Origin of the sequence: Streptococcus sp. 2021WUSS109, assembly GCF_044427305.1 — a bacterium.
GTDB classification, from domain to species: Bacteria; Bacillota; Bacilli; order Lactobacillales; family Streptococcaceae; genus Streptococcus; species Streptococcus suis.
The window spans coordinates 1-18,157 of sequence record NZ_JAOTGF010000014.1 but is presented as its reverse complement, the minus strand read 5'-3'; the positions used below and the strand labels follow the sequence as shown (position 1 = coordinate 18,157).

Genomic DNA, 18,157 nt, shown 5'->3' with positions numbered 1-18,157 from the left:
AGGCGGCCTCCTAGAGTTTTACTTTGTCAGATTCGTGGTTGATAATCTTGCTGAGGAATTGTTGGGCACGAGGCTCTGTCGGGTTGTCAAAGAAGCCATTCACATCTGTTGTATCAACTAAAACTTCTCCCTCGGCCATGAAGATGATGCGATCAGCTACTTCACGGGCAAAGCCCATTTCGTGTGTTACAACAATCATGTTCATCCCGTCACGTGCCAATTTTTGCATAACTGCAAGTACATCGCCGATAGTTTCTGGGTCCAAGGCAGATGTTGGTTCATCGAAGAGTAGAAGCTCAGGTTTCATAGCCAAGCCACGAGCGATGGCGACACGTTGTTTTTGGCCTCCGGATAGCATAGCAGGGTAGGAATCCTTCCGATCCCAGAGGTTAACAAACTCAAGATACTTTTGAGCGGTTTTTTCAGCCGTAGCTTTATCGATTCCCAAAACCTTAATAGGTGCCAAAGTAACATTTTCTAACACAGTTTTGTGTGGGTAAAGGTTAAAATGCTGGAAAACCATGCCAACTTCTTTGCGAAGTGATACGAGCTCTTTGATAGAAGTAGAGGAAATATCATGTCCGTTGACGATGAGCGTTCCTTCATCAATTGCCTCTAAACCGTTAATCGTGCGGATGAGAGTAGATTTTCCGGATCCGGAAGGTCCAAGGAGAACGACAACCTGTCCAGGTTCGAATTCCAAGTTGATATTGCGTAGGGCGTGGTAGTCGCCATAGTATTTGTTGACATCTTTAAATTCTACTAAAGCCATAAAATTCTCCTTGCATAGTGCTTTTTAGGTATTCCCATCTTAGCACTGCCTATATACAATGTCAAGTAAATTCTGACAATTTAATGTATTGTATGTTACAAAATATGACATAGCTATGTCAGATGGTTTTGAAATATGAATTTTTTAGGTAAGTTTGATATAATAGAAGAAATAAAGCAAAGGTAAGATACTAATGAAAAAAATATTAATTGTAGATGATGAAAAACCAATCTCAGATATTATTAAGTTTAATATGACGCGTGAGGGATATGAAGTTGTGACAGCTTTCGATGGACGTGAAGCCTTGGAAGTCTTTGAGGCTGAGTTTCCTGACATTGTCATTTTGGACTTGATGTTGCCAGAATTGGACGGACTAGAGGTCGCTCGAACGATTCGTAAGACCAGCAATGTTCCAATCTTGATGTTATCTGCTAAAGATAGCGAATTTGATAAGGTTATCGGGCTTGAAATCGGGGCGGATGATTATGTGACCAAGCCCTTCTCTAATCGTGAATTGCAGGCGCGTGTTAAGGCTCTTCTTCGTCGTAGTGAATTGGCAGAAACGCAGACAAATATTGAGTCAACAGGAACTCCAGAGTTGGTAATTGGCGATTTGGTCATTTTACCTGATGCGTTTGTCGCTAAGAAGCATGGCAAAGAGCTGGAGCTGACCCATCGTGAGTTTGAATTGCTCCACCATCTGGCCAAACACTTAGGTCAGGTTATGACTCGAGAACATCTATTGGAAACAGTTTGGGGTTATGATTACTTTGGTGATGTCCGCACGGTGGATGTAACGATTCGTCGTCTGCGTGAGAAAATTGAAGATACACCAAGCAGACCAGAATACATTCTTACTCGTCGCGGAGTGGGATATTTTATAAAAGGAAATGATTAATCAATTACGTTATTTAATGACCACGGCAGAATTTTGGTTTGTTGTCATTTTGATTGGCTTTCTAATTGCTCTGACGGTCCTTTTGATTGAAAACTATCGGGATAATAAGCAAATTAAACAACTCAATCAAAAAGTCAATGCCTTAATTGAGGGGAATTATGCAGATGTGTTAGACATGAGGGGAAGTCCTGAAATCACAGATATGGCTAATTCTCTTAATGATCTGTCCGAGGTCATCCGCTTAACTCATGATAATTTAGAACAAGAAAAGACGCGTCTGACGTCCATCCTGTCCTATATGAGTGACGGTGTTATTGCTACAGACCGTATCGGACGGATCATCATGATTAACGATATGGCCCAGAAACAGTTGGGGTTATCTAACCCAAAGCAGGAGCAGTATCACCTGCTCGAGGTTTTAGATTTATCAGACCGTTATACATTGAGAGATTTGCTGGCTCAGACACCCGAGATTGTGATTGATCACACCAATGAAAATGAAGAATTTTTGACTTTACGTGCTAATTTTGCCACGATTCGTAGTGAGAGTGGTCTGATTTCTGGCTTGGTTGTCGTCTTGCATGATATGACTGAGCAGGCCAAGGAAGAACGGGAACGTAGGCTGTTTGTGTCAAATGTGAGTCATGAATTGCGTACGCCGTTGACTTCCGTTAAATCCTATCTAGAGGCTCTGGATGAGGGAGCGCTGACGGAGTCTGTTGCACCGAGTTTTGTTAAGGTATCCTTAGATGAGACCAACCGCATGATGCGGATGATTACAGACCTCCTAAGCTTATCGCGTATTGATAATCAAGTTGGTCAGATAGATGTTGAACTGATAAACTTTACTGCTTTTGTGACCTTTATTCTTAACCGTTTTGACCAAATGAAAAATGCTGATTCTGATAAGGTCTATACGATTGTTCGTGACTATCAAATCAGTCCTATTTGGGTTGAGATTGATACAGATAAGATGACTCAGGTTTTGGATAATATCTTAAATAATGCGATTAAATATTCGCCAGATGGCGGGACAATTACCTTCAGCATGAAGACCACAGATAGCCAGTTGATTGTATCCGTATCAGACGAAGGTCTGGGGATTCCGAAAGCAGATTTACCTAGAATTTTTGATCGATTCTATCGCGTGGACAAGGCACGATCTCGTGCTCAAGGCGGTACAGGTCTTGGTTTAGCTATTGCAAAAGAGATAGTAAAACAACATAAGGGCTTTATATGGGCTAAAAGCGAATATGGTCATGGCTCAACGTTTACAATTGTCTTGCCGTACAGCAAGGACATCGCACTAGATGAGTGGGATGATTCAGATGAGGAAGAATAGGAGAATATGATCGGAAAAGGTTTTAATTATAGTATTTTAGCTTCGGGGTCCAGCGGGAATTGTTTTTTCCTAGAAACAGATAAAAAGAAAATCTTAGTGGATGCTGGCTTATCAGGGAAAAAGATTACCAGTCTTTTGGCGGAAATTGATCGAAAGCCTGAGGATATTGATGCTATCCTGGTAACGCATGAACATAGCGATCACATCCATGGTATCGGTGTTTTAGCACGTAAGTATGGGATGGATATTTATGCCAATGAATTGACCTGGCAGGCTATGGAGAGCAAATTGGGCAAGATTGATGTGGCTCAAAAACATATCTTCGAATTGGGTGCTATGAAGACTTTTGGCGACCTAGATATTGAGTCATTTGGTGTCAGTCATGATGCGGCCTGTCCGCAATTTTACCGTTTTATGAAGGATGACAAATCCTTTGTTATGTTGACGGATACAGGCTATGTCAGTGACCGCATGGTTGGAATTGTAGAAAATGCCGATGCTTATTTGATTGAATCGAACCATGATATTGAAATTTTGCGCTCAGGTTCATATTCATGGAATTTGAAGCAACGGATTTTGTCAGATAAGGGCCACCTTTGTAACGAAGACGGTGCTGACGCCATGATTCGCTCGTTGGGAAATCGGACAAAAAAGATTTACCTAGGGCATTTGTCAAAGGAAAACAATATCAAGGAATTGGCTCACATGACCATGGTTAATCAATTGACTCAGGCTGATTTAGGAGTTGGAGTGGATTTCCAAGTCTATGACACATCGCCAGATACAGCGACTCCCTTGACCAAGATTTGACAAATTCATTGAACTTGTTTAGAATAAATATATAAAATACGTGAGGTGAAGTTACATGAATAATTAAGCTACTTATTAGTCATTCTTAAAAATTGTAGTGAGGTTATATTAACCGAGAATACAAGGGATAAGACTGCTCATAAGGGCTTACTATTCATGTGACTTTTTCCATAGGGAAAGGTCATGTTTTGCATGGCTTTTTTCTTGTGTCATTTTTTGAAGAATAGAAGCCCTTTTTGTGAAGAAAAGAGGTCTATATGGAAATGATAAAATGTATTCAATTAGAGAAGGAATTTGCGGGACGTAGTTTGTTTACAATCCAGCAGTTGAGCCTTCAAGCTGGTCAAAAGGTTGGTTTGGTTGGAAATAATGGTGTTGGCAAGTCTACTTTTTTGAAAATCTTACTAGGACTGGATAGGGATTTTGTCGGTCAAATTGAGGTAAAAGCAGACTGGGCCTATGTACCCCAGTTACAGGAAAGGAGCTCGCTTTCAGGTGGGGAACAGGTTTGGAAGTCTATTCAAGAGGCTTTTGCCCAAAGACCGCAGTTGTTAATCCTGGATGAGCCGACAGCTAATCTAGACCAAGAACACCAGGAAAAGCTAATCAAACAAATCAAACGCTATCGAGGTAGTCTACTAGTTGTTAGTCATGATCGGCATTTTCTCAATCAAATAGCCAGTCACATTTGGCATTTAGAAGAAGGAAGTATTCAGGTCTATACAGGGAATTATGAGGCGTTTGTAGAAAGTCGCCGGGCTAGGCGAGAAGGGCAGCAGGAGGCCTATGAAGCCTATCAGAAAAAAGTCGCTCAACTAAAAAAAGCCCAAAAAGAGCGTCAGGTCAAGGCTCAGAAGATGGGGAAGAGAAAGAAAGGTGTTTCATCGTCTGAGTGGAAAGTCAGTGCTATGATGGGTTCCTATGATAGTCAATCCAAGTCAATGGCTAAGTCTGCTAAACAGTTAGAGAAAAGGATTGAGAGGTTGGAAAAGGTTAGTCAGCCCAGAAGGGAGGCTCATATTAAAATGGAATCAAAAGGGGCCTTAGATACTGATTTACACAGACTATTTCTTTTGCAAGCAGGTCAAGTTTTTGTGGATGAAGTGTATCTATTTGATTTCCCTCAGATAGGGATGACGTTTGGAGAGAAGTTAGCCTTAGTGGGGGCGAATGGTTCTGGAAAGACCAGTTTTGTCCGAAAATTATTAAGGAAAGAATTGGCAGGCTATTATAATCCTAAGTTAAAAATTGCTTATTTTGCACAGGATTTGATAAACCTTGATGAAGAAAAGACTGCTTTTGAAAATGTTAGTTGTACCTCTCTTCAAGATAAGATGACGATTCTCAATTTATTAGGTATGTTAGGACTTTCTTACGATAAGGCTCAGCAGAAGGTAGCAAATCTGTCTGGTGGTGAGCGTGTTCGTCTCTCCTTAGCTAAGGTATTGTTGGCGGATGCAAATCTTTTGATATTAGATGAACCGACAAATTTTCTAGATATGGCAGCTATTGAAGCTTTGGAAACATTCTTGAAGGAATATGAAGGAAGTGTCCTCTTGGTTTCCCATGATCAACAGTTTGTGGAAACATCTGTTCACAGTCAATGGGAGATAGTGCAAGCTTGTCTCGTGAAGAAATCATAAGAAAATATTTTCTGAAAAGGAGGCTCTGTCTAAAAAATATTTTTTGCCTGTGGTATAATAAGAAGGATATTTCTAGAATGAGGTCTTTGAAGTGAAAAAAAGAAAGAACAAGCCTTTGGAACACGATGGGAATTTTATTTCCCTTCGTTTAAATATTTTATTTTCTATCGTGATTTTCCTTTTCCTAGTTTTGATATTGCGTCTGGCAGATATGCAGATTATCAATCATGATTTTTATAGTAATAAGCTGTCTACTGCCAGTCAGAAAATCATTAGCAATGGCTCTATCCGTGGGCAGATTTACGATGCGCAAGGAAAACCTTTGGTTGAAAACGAGATTCAGCAGGTTGTCTCCTTCACACGTTCCAACAAGATGTCTGCACAGGAAATGAAAGAAGTAGCTAACAAACTCTTGCAGTGGGTCAATGTGTCGGACGTAACAATTACTCAACGTGACAAGGCTGATTATTATTTGGCAGATGAAGAAGTTTATCGTCAGGTAGTCGAGGCCTTGCCAGAAGATAAAAAATACGATTCTGATGGCAACTACCTGAGTGAATCGACAATTTATTCTAATGCGGTTGATAGTATCCCTGCTGAAGCATTGCAATATTCTGAGCAAGATAGCAAGGCGATTGAGCTATTTAAGCAGATGAATGGAGCTACTTACTTCTCTACTGTTAATTTGGTAACAGATACTCTAACTGCTGAACAGGTTGCTCATATCGTAGCCAATGAAAGTCAACTTCCAGGTATTTCTACGACCAATAACTGGCAGCGGAATATCCTACCGACCTCCTTGAGTTCGGTTATTGGAACGGTAACAAGTGAACAGGCAGGTTTGCCAGCCGAAGATGCAGAGTATTATTTGTCTAAAGGCTATTCGCCAAATGACCGAGTGGGAACTGCCTACCTCGAAAAGCAGTATGAAGAAGTCCTACAAGGACAACGTGAGAAAAAGGAAATCAATCTGGACCGAAATGGTAATGTGGAGAGTATTAAGACCATCCAAGAGGGTCAGCAAGGAAACAATATTAAACTAACCATTGATTTGGCCTTTCAAGATGGTGTCAATGCGATTCTAAAAAAATATTTTGAGAGTGAGTTGTCAACAGGAAGTGCACTTTATTCAGAAGGTGTTTATGCAGTTGCATTAAATCCTTCTACAGGTGCAGTGCTTGCTATGTCAGGATATAGTCACGAAAAAGGCTCAAGTACCATTACCGAAGATGCTCTTGGCACCATCACAAGCGTCTTTACACCAGGTTCTATTGTCAAAGGAGCGACAATCAGCTCTGGCTGGGAAAATGGAGTTATCAGTGGCAATCAAGTGCAGTTAGACGAACCAATCTATTTTGCAGGTTCAGCACCAATTACATCTTGGTGGGCCTATGGTAGTTTTAATATTGATGCGACAGAGGCTCTAGAATATTCTTCTAACGTCTACATGGTTAAGATTGCTTTGGGACTACTTGGTCAGACCTACTCAGCTAACATGTATTTGAATGATGGCGATACATTGACAAATGCCATGACTAAGCTTCGTTCGACTTTTGCAGAGTATGGTTTAGGTGCGTCAACAGGTATTGACCTTCCACTCGAATCTACAGGATTTTTACCGGAAGAGTATTCGACAGCCAATTTTATTACCAATGCTTTTGGACAGTTTGATAACTATACACCGATGCAGATGGCACAGTATGCAGCGACCATTGCGAATAATGGAACGCGGATTTCTCCACACCTCGTTGAGGGAATTTATGGGAATAATGCCCAAGGTGGTTTGGGGGAATTAATTGAAACCGTATCTGGTAAGGAGATGAATCAGGTTAATATTTCCGCTGAGGATATGTCTCTTCTTCGTCAAGGTTTCTACCAAGTTGTCAATGGTAGTGGGCGCTTTAATACAGGTAGTGCTATCGGTCGTGGTGCGGCCGTGACCATCAGTGCCAAGACTGGTAGAGCCGAAACCTATACAACGACAGCTTCTGGTGATGTGGTTACTGCGGTCAATACCAACGTTGTTGCTTATGCGCCTAGTGATAATCCTCAAATTGCGGTAGCAGTTGTCCTACCAAATTTGACCAATCAAAGTTCAACAACTACTAATACAATTACTCAAGAAATTATCAATCTATATCAATCACTTCACCCAATGAATTAAGGAGGCTTATGCTTTACCCTACACCTATTGCCAAGTTAATTGATAGCTATTCTAAATTGCCAGGTATCGGTATAAAAACGGCTACCCGTTTAGCTTTTTATACTATTGGCATGGAGGATGATGTCGTTAATGAATTTGCTAAAAATTTATTGGCAGCTAAGCGAGACCTATCTTATTGCTCCGTTTGTGGTAATCTGACAGATCAGGACCCCTGTGCCATTTGCCAGAACTCAACGCGAGACCAATCTACTATTTTGATTGTAGAGGATAGTCGAGATGTTACAGCTTTGGAAAATATTCAAGAATACCACGGTCTTTATCATGTCTTGCATGGCTTGATTTCTCCCATGAATGGTATCGGTCCAGATGATATTAATTTGAAAACCCTCCTCACTCGCCTGATGGATAATGAGGTTACAGAAGTTATTGTGGCGACCAATGCAACAGCAGATGGAGAGGCTACATCTATGTATATCTCACGTGTCCTCAAACCTGCGGGAATCAAAGTAACCCGACTAGCTCGTGGCTTAGCGGTAGGCAGTGATATTGAATATGCAGATGAAGTGACCCTGTTGAGGGCTATTGAAAACCGCACAGAGCTATAGCTGCCCTGTAGTTAGATACGTTCCTAATTTTAAGATAGGATAGATATGATTTGTTAAATTATGCTATACTAAGAGTAATAGCGTTGATACAGGAAGGAAAATATATGTCAAAAGAAACCTTGATTTTACTATATGGTGGGCGTTCTGCAGAGCGTGAGGTATCTGTTCTGTCTGCCGAAAGCGTCATGCGTGCTATCAATTATGATAAATTTTTTGTCAAAACCTATTTCATTAGCCAGACCGGGGACTTTATTAAGACGCAAGAGTTTTCTCAAACACCGTCTGCCGATGAAAAACTCATGACAAACGCGACGATTGTTGAAGAGCAAAAAATCCGTCCGAGCGATATTTATGAAGAAAAGGCGGTTGTTTTCCCTGTTCTTCATGGCCCAATGGGAGAAGACGGATCTATTCAAGGCTTCTTGGAAGTGCTTCGTATGCCTTATGTTGGCACTAATATCTTGTCTTCAAGCGTTGCTATGGACAAAATCACTACCAAGCGCGTACTTGAATCAGCAGGAATCTCCCAAGTACCTTATGTGGCAGTTATCGAGGGTGAAAATATCGACGATAAGATTGCAGAGATTGAAGGAAAATTGACTTATCCGGTCTTTGTAAAACCAGCTAATATGGGGTCAAGTGTCGGTATCTCAAAAGCTGAGGATTTAGCTGGCTTGCGTAAGGCACTTGATCTGGCCTTCAAGTATGATAGCCGTGTCCTCGTTGAGCAGGGGGTTAATGCGCGTGAGATTGAGGTCGGTCTTTTGGGAAATGCTGACGTGAAAACGACACTTCCTGGCGAAGTAGTCAAAGACGTTGCTTTTTATGACTACGATGCCAAATACATCGACAACAAAATCACCATGGAAATCCCAGCTAAGATTGATGAGTCTATCATGGATATCATGCGTGATAATGCTGCCAAGGCCTTCCGTGCTATCGGTGGTTGTGGACTTTCTCGCTGTGATTTCTTCCTGACTGAAGACGGCGACATCTTCCTAAACGAACTCAATACCATGCCAGGTTTCACCCAATGGTCTATGTATCCACTCCTTTGGGATAATATGGGCCTAGCTTATCCAGACTTGATTGAAGAGCTTGTTCGTTTGGCTAAGGAAATGTTTGAAAAACGCGAAAGTCATTTGATTTAATGAGAATGAAAAGGATTGGAAAATTTCCAATCTTTTTCTAGTTAACATTCTTGCAAAGGTTTGCAAAAAAGAATAGAATGGTTTCAAGTATGTGGAGGTGTTTATGTATCAAACGACAGTAAAAGGGGAAGGTCTGTTTCAGGCAGTTTCTCAAGGTTATGGAGAACCAGTTCATACTTTTGGTGTGACGGAGAAGGGAGAAACTCCCGTAAGCCTTGTGAACATTGGCTTAGCTGCCTGTATCACCATGTGTGTGCAGGGCTATTATGCCAGCCAAGTAGGCAATAAAACCATGCCTGTTCAGGTGGAGAGTCGCTTGGACAATCAGCGTTTTGAAGTGTTGATTGGAATTGGAGAGTCGGTTTCAGCGCAAAAGCAGAAAGAGATTCTTGCCTATGTGGAAAAGAAATGTAAAGTCAAAGCTCTTTTGAGGGAAGACTTGAAGTTTGAGACAAGTTTTTATGTCTTAGAAAGTGTGGAGTAGATGTTTTTAGCAATTGAAGAAATGCGACAAGGTTTATGAGATGAAAGATGGTGTCCTCACTCAAGTTCGGTAAAAAGTGGTATAATGGGAGCGGGAAAGAACTCAAACATTCATAGAAGAGTTCGTTTTCCCACCCCCGCACAGTTGATTAGGTCAGATTTGGAGTGTGATACACGAACAAATCTGCCAATCAACCACTGCGCTGAGATGTTGACTCAAACTTTGAGAAACGGTGCTGGGCTTGTGCCCAGCCTCTAGTTTATTGGAGAAAACAATGAAATTAACCCTACACGAAGTCGCTCAGGTCTTGGGCGCAAAAAATGATATTAGTCTTTATCTCGATACAGCACTCAACAAGGTCGAGTTCGATAGCCGACTCGTCACAACTGGCGACCTCTTTGTTCCCCTCAAGGGTGCGCGTGACGGTCATGACTTTATTCCTGTTGCTTTTGAAAATGGCTGCGCAGTAACCCTTTCGGAAGTCAGCCTTGATGTTCCCCACATCCTAGTAGATGACTGCTTGGATGCGCTTCAACAATTAGCGGCCTACTACCTAGAGAAAACAGGGGTAGAAGTCATTGCTGTGACAGGCTCAAACGGTAAAACCACCACCAAGGACATGATTCACGATGTTCTAGCGACGACTTACAAGACTTACAAGACACAAGGCAACTACAACAACGAAATTGGTCTGCCTTACACCGTCCTCCATATGCCTGACGATACAGAAAAACTGGTATTGGAAATGGGCCAAGACCACTTGGGCGACATCCATCTCCTGTCTGAAATTGCCAAACCAAGTCTATCAGTTATTACCCTTTTTGGAGAAGCCCATCTGGAATTTTTTGGTTCACGAGAAGAAATTGCCAAAGGGAAGTTACAGATTGCGGATGGAATGACAGCTGGTAGTAAGCTTCTGATCCCAGCAGATCCGATTGCGGATAAGCTCTTGCCGAACCATGTAGAACTCATTCGCTTCGGTGAGCAGGCTGATTTGCAGGTGACCAGTCTGGTCGAGTCAAAAGATAGCCTGACCTTCACCGTCAACTTTATGGACGGCGACATTTTTCTCCCAGTAACGGGCAAGTACAATGCCACCAATGCTATGGTAGCAAGCTATGTGGGCAAGACCTTGGGTGTGCCTGATGAGGCAATCAAGTCAGCCCTAGCCAGTCTTAACTTGACCCGCAACCGCACCGAGTGGAAGAAGGCGGCAAATGGAGCAGATATTCTCAGCGATGTCTACAACGCCAACCCAACGGCTATGCGCTTGATTTTGGAAACCTTCTCTAGTATTCCAGCCAATGAAGGCGGCAAGAAAATCGCCGTTTTAGCAGACATGAAAGAACTGGGTAGCCAGTCCGTCAATCTCCACAATCAAATGATTCTGAGCCTGTCGCCTGATGTGCTAGACACCGTTATTTTCTACGGTCAGGATATTGAAGGTCTGGCTCAGTTGGCTAGTCAGATGTTCCCAATTGGAAAAGTCTATTTCTTTAGGAAAAATGCAGAGCAGGACCAATTTGAAGACCTGGTAAAACAGATTAGGGAAAGTCTAGGGAAAGAGGACCAAATCCTCTTTAAAGGCTCTAATTCTATGAAACTTGGAAAAGTGGTGGAAGCGTTAGAAAAATAGGAGAAATAGAATTGTCAATCCTAGATGAATTGTTTCAACATGAAGATATTCAACCACATTTAATATATAAAGCAATAAAGGCAAAAGACTATCTTTTAGATGAAGGTCAAGTCTCGCATATGATTTATCTTGTAAAGTCCGGTGCGTTGAGACTGTGGCATAACCATGATGGAAAAGACATCACTATTCAGTTTTTCTTTGAGGGTGATTCGGTTTCGTCTCTTGAAAGTTTTTTAACGAAGACAGAAAGTATTTACAGTCTTCAAGCGATTGAAGATACTGTGGTTTATTGCCTAAATCGGCAGCTATTTGAAACATTTTTACTAGAACACCCAGAGTATTAGCACTCTTTGACAATACTTTTAAGTCAGAAAATGATTAAATACAACCATCTTTTTCTGTCACGAATAAAAAACTCACCTGAGCAACGATTTTTAGAATTGGTTCAAGAAAAATCTGACCTGTTATGGAGAGTTCCAGATATTTATTTATCTTCTTATCTAGGAATAACTCCTGTATCACTTTCTAGAATAAAAAAACGACTGACTTAACATTTGTTAATGTCGGTCTTTTTAGATTGTAATATACTGGTTGTACCTTGAATGATAAACAAGGAACAATAAAAAAACAGAGGAGAAATTTCAATGAAAACAACAATTGTCTATAACCATCCCTATGAAAAATCATATAATCACGCTATTTTAGAAGCCAGTATAGCTAGTGCTCAAAAGGCGGGTAGTCAAGTGCAGGTTATTGATTTAGATGCAGAAAAGTTTAATCCTGTGATGACTAGTGAAGATTTGCTCGGATTTGTGAAACATCAGCAGGTGGACCCACAAGCCCAAGCCTATTCAAAGCATATCGGAGAATCAGACCATCTCATCTTGATTTTTCCAATCTGGTGGGAGTTGATGCCAGCGATGATGAAAGGCTTCATTGACAAAGTTATTTTTCCAGGAGCATTTTACGACTACAAAGCAAATGGCTATAGTATGCAGGCACGTCACGAGAAGCTAAAAACTATCACCATAATCACAACTATGAATACCCCTAAATTTTTGTATCAACTAATTTATGGGAATGCCATCAAAAATGCGTTAATCAAGGGAACATTTCAGAAGACAGGTTACAAAGATGTGAAATGGATGAGTTATAACATGGTAAAAATGGTTGATGATAGAAAGAGAAAATCTTGGCTAGAGCAGATTGAAAAACGGATTTATCAACGTATTCAACAGTGATAAGTCAATCCTCTTCAAAGGCTCCAACTCCATGACTCTTGGAAAAGTGGTGGAAGCAATAGAAAAGTAGAGAGGTGAGACCTCTCTTTTTTAGCAAGTCTTGTCAAAATACCGAAAAGTTGATATACTGATTCCTGGGGAAAGAAAGGAATTTAATAAGATGAGTGATTTTTTTAGTAATCAGATTTCTGAAGCACCGAACCTGAACGTATTGGAACATCTGTTTCTCATGATTATTTGGTTTTTCATGCTCCATCTTTGTTTTCGTTGTTATCAAAAAAGATGGTTTCATATTGTTTTTTGGTGGCTTCAATTTATACAGATTGTCTCCCTCTATACTTGGTATATTGTGGCTGATTTTCCTCTTTCTGAGAGTCTTCCTTTTTATCATTGTCGCTTGGCCATGCTCTTTATTCTTTGGGCGAAGCCCGGACCTTTGAAACGTTATTTTGCCTATCTGGGTCTTTTTGGCTCGCTTTCAGCCTTTATTCATCCGGTATTTGACCCGTTTGCTTTTCCACACCTTACCTTCTTTACTTTTGTTATTGGTCACTACGCCTTGACGGTTAATTGTATGTTGTACCTGTTATCTGATTTAGAAGGGGAGATGTTGAAGGGAAAAGAGGTAGTGAAATATACGCTTATTATGAATATGCTGATTCTAGGAGTAGCTCTTTTAACTGGTGGAAATTACGGATTTTTGAGACAGACACCTTTAGTGAACAGTACCAATCTTCCTTTGAATTTCTTCTTGGTAACTTGCCTACTCTGCTTCTCTATTTTGAGTATACAAGCTATGTTAATTGCCTATTTGAAAAAAGAAAGCAAACAAATGAATTCGCATATATTGAAAAAATAAGACTTGAAATTAGTTTTTCAAGTCTTATTTTTAGTTTTTAAATGTGCCTTGTTTGTAGCTAATCCAGAAAAAGACAGGGATAAAAATGAGCATTAATCCAGAATAGATTGGCAATGTGTGACTGTTTAGGGGGTGGATTTCAATCAGACCATGTAGGAAATGGGAGCTGATGAAGAGACCGAAAACGGAATAAATAATAAGAGCCAGTCGAGCTTTTGTCAGTGGCAAACAGGCACGAATGACAGCCAGTAGACCTGTTGAACCAAGAACATAATAAGAGAGGGTTTGCATGTCATGCAAGTTTAAGTATCCAAATACTTGCATTAAATGGAAAATAAGGACACTGAGAACAACCATGAGAGCATTTGGTAGGGCTAAGAGAAGAGATTTTCTGAGAAAATGTTTTTCTACGGGGCGGATATTTCGTTCAAAAGTTAGGATAAAAGGAGGAAAACCTTCGACAAATTGACCAATGAGGGTCATTTGTACTTGAATAAATGGGAAAACTAACAAATATTCTGCTTTACCTAGGGCAATACTAGCGATACAGATAAGGCCAAGTAAGAAAGAGTAGATTGTTTTGATAAGAAAGATGGGAGCAATGTGGGAGATGTTGTTAACAACGCGTCGTCCCTCAAAGAGAATCTCAGGAATATCGCGAAATTCAGAATCTAGGAGGACTAGATTGGCGATTTGTCTGGTAGCGGGATCACCTTCTGCCATAACAATGGAACAATCAGCTTCGCGTAGTGCAAGAATATCATTGACGCCATCACCGGTCATTGCAGTAGTATGTCCCTGTGCTTTGAGAGTTTGGATGAGCAATTTTTTCTGATGTGGGGATACGCGACCAAAAATGGCGGTTGTTTCAGCTCTGGCAATTAGTTCTTCGTCGTCTACTTTGGAACAATCGATATAGCTATCGTAGTCAGCAAATCCAGCTTCCTTAGCAATGTGTGAGACCGTCACAGGATTGTCGCCAGAGATTATTTTTAGTGTCACTTCTTGCGAGCGAAGATAGGCCAGTGTTTCTGCGGCGTCTTCTCGGATTGGGTCGGCAATTTCTAATAGAGCTAGAGGTTCAATATTCTCAGGTAGCTGATTTTGAGAAGAAGGAAGGGACTGTTGGCTAAGCGCAAGAATCAGGACACGGGAACCACGAACCTGTGCCTCAGAAACAGAAGGAGGATTTTGTGTTAGTAACATTTCTGGTGCCCCTAGAAAAATGCGACCAATGTTTTCGATTGTCATTGCCCCCCATTTTCTATCACTAGAAAATGGGATGATGTGACTAGCTTTATAGTGGTGCTCTAAATCACCATATTCTTTTCGAATGGCCTGAGCTGTTGAATTAGTATCCTCACTTGTCTGGATATAGGTAGCGAGTATCTGTTGGATAGTGTCAAGTGAATAATGGTCGGTTAAGGGGAGCAAGTTTTCGACGGTCATTTTCCCCTGAGTAATCGTTCCAGTCTTATCCAAACAAAGAACATCAACTCGGGCAAGTGTTTCGACGGAATACATTTCTTGTACGAGGACATTTTTCATTCCCAGTTTGATAACGGCAGTTAAGAGAGAAGTGATGGTCAGCAGAGCAATTCCCTTTGGTAACATACCTAGTAGGGCAGTAGAGCTGGTAATAACTGAGTCTTTTAAGGGAAGAAGTTTGATGAAAAAGGCTTCTAGAAAAAGAGCAAGTCCGAATGGAATGATAATTTTTCCTGTAAATTTAGCAATTTTATCCATATTGTAAAGAATACGAGAGACGATAGGTTTGTGAGTTTTCGCCTCAAGCATGAGCTTATTGGCATAGTTTTCTGCGCCAACATGGATGACTTTTGCATAAATCTGTCCGCTAACTAGATAGCTACCAGACAATAATTCAGCCCCAGTATTTTTCACAATCAAGTCGCTTTCACCGGTTAACATGGCCTCGTTTGCCTCGGCTATACCTTCTAAAACAATAGCATCACTAGGAACTTGTTCGCCAGCAGACAGCAAGAGAACATCATCTAAAACAATATCTTCTGGTGCAAGAGAGATTGTCTCACTGTCACGAACAACTCGGATAAAATCCTTGTTCATCAGGTTGAGTTTGTCAATCATTCGTCGTGCTCGCCATTCTGTCAGCATTCCTGAAACAGCGTTGAGGACAATAACTCCGAAGAAGAAAAGGTTGGACCATGCCTGTACAGCTAGTAAGGCTAAGAAAATGGCAAAATTGAGTGCGTTAAAAGATGTAAACACATTTCGTCTGAAGATTTCCCAATTACTGGCACTGGTCTTTGTCTTAAAATGATTGGTTTGCTGGTTTTGAATACGTTCTTGTACTTCCTTGGTTGATAAACCTTTTATTTGTTTGTTCATTATTTTATCTTTCTTTTTCTAGTATATAGAATACATCTCATACTTATTGTAACATATTTATAATACAACAGTATAGGTCTGTAGACCTATTCTTCAATAGTTTGAAAAATTCCCTTATTTCCGATATAATAAGAGAGTTGTCTAGTAAAGAATAAGGATGAATCCAATGTAAATCGAATAGGATAAGAGCTCAGCTCTGCTATGAATCAAAATACAAAAAATGAAAAGGAAACATTATGTCACTACAAGAAGAAATCAAGAAACGCCGCACCTTTGCGATTATCTCTCACCCGGACGCGGGTAAGACCACTATTACCGAGCAGTTGCTCTACTTTGGGGGTGAGATTCGTGAAGCAGGTACGGTCAAGGGGAAAAAGACTGGTAACTTTGCCAAATCGGACTGGATGGATATTGAGAAACAACGTGGTATCTCTGTTACCTCATCTGTCATGCAGTTTGACTATGCAGGCAAGCGGGTCAATATCCTAGATACACCAGGGCACGAGGACTTCTCAGAAGACACTTATCGGACCTTGATGGCGGTCGATGCGGCTGTCATGGTGGTGGACTCTGCCAAGGGTATCGAGGCTCAGACCAAAAAGCTCTTTGAGGTTGTTAAGCACCGCAACATCCCTGTTTTCACCTTTATCAACAAGTTGGACCGTGACGGTCGTGAGCCACTTGATTTGTTGCAGGAGTTGGAAGAAGTCTTGGGCATTGCCAGCTATCCGATGAACTGGCCAATCGGTATGGGGAAATCTTTCGAGGGTCTCTATGACCTCCATAACAAACGTTTAGAACTCTATCGAGGTGATGAGCGTTTTGCAAGCTTGGACGAGGGTGATAAGCTCTTTGGTTCTAACCCCTTTTATGCACAAGTTCTGGATGATATTGAACTTTTGGCGGAAGCTGGGAATGAATTTTCAGAACAGGCAATTTTGGACGGCGATTTGACACCTGTTTTCTTCGGCTCAGCCCTGACAAACTTTGGTGTACAGACTTTCCTGGATACCTTCTTGGAATTTGCTCCAGAGCCACATGGTCACAAGACAACGACAGGGGATGTCATTGACCCGCTCAACAAAGATTTTTCAGGTTTTGTTTTCAAAATCCAAGCCAACATGGACCCTCGTCACCGTGACCGCATCGCCTTTGTCCGTGTGGTTTCAGGCGAATTTGAACGTGGTATGGCGGTCAACCTGCCTCGTACAGGCAAGGGAGCTAAGTTGTCCAACGTGACCCAGTTCATGGCAGAATCTCGTGAGAATGTGGAAAATGCAGTAGCGGGTGACATTATCGGGGTTTACGATACAGGGACCTATCAGGTAGGAGATACCTTGACCGTAGGTAAGAACAAGTTTGAATTTGAGCCGCTACCGACCTTTACCCCTGAAATTTTCATGAAAGTTTCTGCTAAAAACGTTATGAAACAAAAATCCTTCCACAAGGGAATCGAGCAACTGGTACAGGAAGGGGCTATCCAGCTCTACAAGAACTACCAGACAGGCGAGTATATGCTGGGTGCCGTTGGTCAGCTCCAGTTTGAAGTTTTCAAACACCGCATGGAAGGCGAGTATAATGCTGAGGTAGTCATGACCCCAATGGGTAAAAAGACTGTCCGTTGGATTAAGCCAGAAGACCTGGATGAACGCATGTCATCAAGCCGCAACATCCTAGCCAAAGACCGCTTTGACCAACCAGTTTTCCTTTTTGAAAACGACTTCGCCCTCCGCTGGTTCGCGGACAAATATCCTGATGTGGAGTTGGAAGAGAAGATGTAGCGGAAAGACAGAAATCAGTAATCAACAAAGTTGATTTGATTTCGTCGTCTTTCCCTCGCAAGGGCGTCCAAAGAACTCGAGCAATGCGAAGAGTGATTTGTTGACGCCTACTGCGTCGAAGTCCAGTGGACCTTTTCTAGTTGGGAATAGGAACTGACGGTAGTCAGTTTACCTTGATAAAGATAACTATAAAAGGATATGATAGAATACATGAAGCTGGGCAAGACATCATAGATGTCTTGCCCAGCTCAGAATGAAGACAAAGTCGTTAGAATTATATTTCTAACGGCTTTTTCATATGTAAAGTAGTATAATAGAGATAGGAATACTAGCTAATAAGCAGAGGGAGAATCGCTATGTTACACAAAGAAAATCCAGACTACAATCGCGGTCAATTTGGTTTC

Annotated in this window: 15 protein-coding genes; 13 read left to right on the top strand and 2 right to left on the bottom strand. The window is 41.3% G+C overall.

Features of this window, described 5'->3' with window-relative positions:
- Positions 1 to 10: 10 nt before the first annotated feature.
- Positions 11 to 772 (bottom strand): amino acid ABC transporter ATP-binding protein, encoded by a 762-nt coding sequence (locus ODU37_RS06830; RefSeq protein ID WP_002935839.1) that lies wholly within the window; start codon positions 770 to 772, stop codon positions 11 to 13.
- Positions 773 to 965: 193 nt separating this feature from the next.
- Here ODU37_RS06830 and yycF point away from each other — a divergent pair, with 193 nt between their 5' ends.
- From yycF to ODU37_RS06770, 12 genes are all read left to right on the top strand, one after another.
- Positions 966 to 1,670, top strand: a complete 705-nt coding sequence (gene yycF / locus ODU37_RS06825; RefSeq protein WP_004298854.1) for a response regulator YycF — start codon at positions 966 to 968, stop codon at positions 1,668 to 1,670.
- The gene (gene vicK, locus ODU37_RS06820) at positions 1,663 to 3,012 is read left to right on the top strand and encodes a cell wall metabolism sensor histidine kinase VicK (RefSeq protein WP_024379730.1); all 1,350 of its coding nucleotides are present in this window, start codon (positions 1,663 to 1,665) and stop codon (positions 3,010 to 3,012) included. The genes yycF and vicK overlap by 8 nt, the downstream gene beginning before the upstream one ends.
- A 6-nt stretch (positions 3,013 to 3,018) precedes the next feature.
- Positions 3,019 to 3,822 carry an MBL fold metallo-hydrolase gene (locus ODU37_RS06815; protein WP_014637679.1) on the top strand — a complete coding sequence of 268 codons (804 nt, stop codon included), beginning with the start codon at positions 3,019 to 3,021 and terminating at the stop codon, positions 3,820 to 3,822.
- 257 nt (positions 3,823 to 4,079) lie between these two features.
- Entirely contained in the window at positions 4,080 to 5,465 is a 1,386-nt protein-coding gene (vga(F), locus tag ODU37_RS06810; RefSeq protein ID WP_014637680.1) for an ABC-F type ribosomal protection protein Vga(F), read from the top strand.
- Between the two features lie 91 nt (positions 5,466 to 5,556).
- Positions 5,557 to 7,629: a penicillin-binding protein PBP2B gene (gene pbp2b, locus ODU37_RS06805; RefSeq protein ID WP_249562465.1), complete on the top strand. Its 2,073-nt coding sequence runs from the start codon at positions 5,557 to 5,559 to the stop codon at positions 7,627 to 7,629.
- 8 nt (positions 7,630 to 7,637) lie between these two features.
- Complete coding sequence (gene recR, locus ODU37_RS06800) at positions 7,638 to 8,234, top strand: recombination mediator RecR (RefSeq protein ID WP_105148280.1); 597 nt, start codon at positions 7,638 to 7,640, stop codon at positions 8,232 to 8,234.
- Positions 8,235 to 8,338: 104 nt separating this feature from the next.
- On the top strand, positions 8,339 to 9,385 hold the full coding sequence (locus ODU37_RS06795; protein WP_012775216.1) for a D-alanine--D-alanine ligase: 1,047 nt from the start codon (positions 8,339 to 8,341) through the stop codon (positions 9,383 to 9,385).
- Positions 9,386 to 9,488: 103 nt separating this feature from the next.
- Positions 9,489 to 9,869 (top strand): OsmC family protein, encoded by a 381-nt coding sequence (locus ODU37_RS06790; protein WP_249562466.1) that lies wholly within the window; start codon positions 9,489 to 9,491, stop codon positions 9,867 to 9,869.
- Between the two features lie 274 nt (positions 9,870 to 10,143).
- Complete coding sequence (gene murF / locus ODU37_RS06785; protein WP_249562467.1) at positions 10,144 to 11,505, top strand: UDP-N-acetylmuramoyl-tripeptide--D-alanyl-D-alanine ligase; 1,362 nt, start codon at positions 10,144 to 10,146, stop codon at positions 11,503 to 11,505.
- Positions 11,506 to 11,516: 11 nt separating this feature from the next.
- The gene (locus ODU37_RS06780; RefSeq protein WP_172013213.1) at positions 11,517 to 11,849 is read left to right on the top strand and encodes a Crp/Fnr family transcriptional regulator; all 333 of its coding nucleotides are present in this window, start codon (positions 11,517 to 11,519) and stop codon (positions 11,847 to 11,849) included.
- A 300-nt stretch (positions 11,850 to 12,149) separates the two neighbouring features.
- Positions 12,150 to 12,746: an NAD(P)H-dependent oxidoreductase gene (locus ODU37_RS06775; protein ID WP_248020898.1), complete on the top strand. Its 597-nt coding sequence runs from the start codon at positions 12,150 to 12,152 to the stop codon at positions 12,744 to 12,746.
- A gap of 160 nt (positions 12,747 to 12,906) precedes the next feature.
- The gene (locus ODU37_RS06770) at positions 12,907 to 13,605 is read left to right on the top strand and encodes a TIGR02206 family membrane protein (RefSeq protein ID WP_044758251.1); all 699 of its coding nucleotides are present in this window, start codon (positions 12,907 to 12,909) and stop codon (positions 13,603 to 13,605) included.
- Between the two features lie 30 nt (positions 13,606 to 13,635).
- Here the strand turns inward: ODU37_RS06770 and ODU37_RS06765 are convergent, their stop codons facing one another.
- A complete protein-coding gene (locus ODU37_RS06765; RefSeq protein ID WP_044758250.1) occupies positions 13,636 to 15,972 on the bottom strand; it encodes a cation-translocating P-type ATPase in 2,337 nt (778 codons plus the stop codon).
- A gap of 236 nt (positions 15,973 to 16,208) precedes the next feature.
- On the opposite strand from ODU37_RS06765, the gene ODU37_RS06760 reads away from it, so the two are divergent.
- Positions 16,209 to 17,753 carry a peptide chain release factor 3 gene (locus tag ODU37_RS06760; protein ID WP_002935863.1) on the top strand — a complete coding sequence of 515 codons (1,545 nt, stop codon included), beginning with the start codon at positions 16,209 to 16,211 and terminating at the stop codon, positions 17,751 to 17,753.
- Positions 17,754 to 18,157 lie beyond the last annotated feature (404 nt).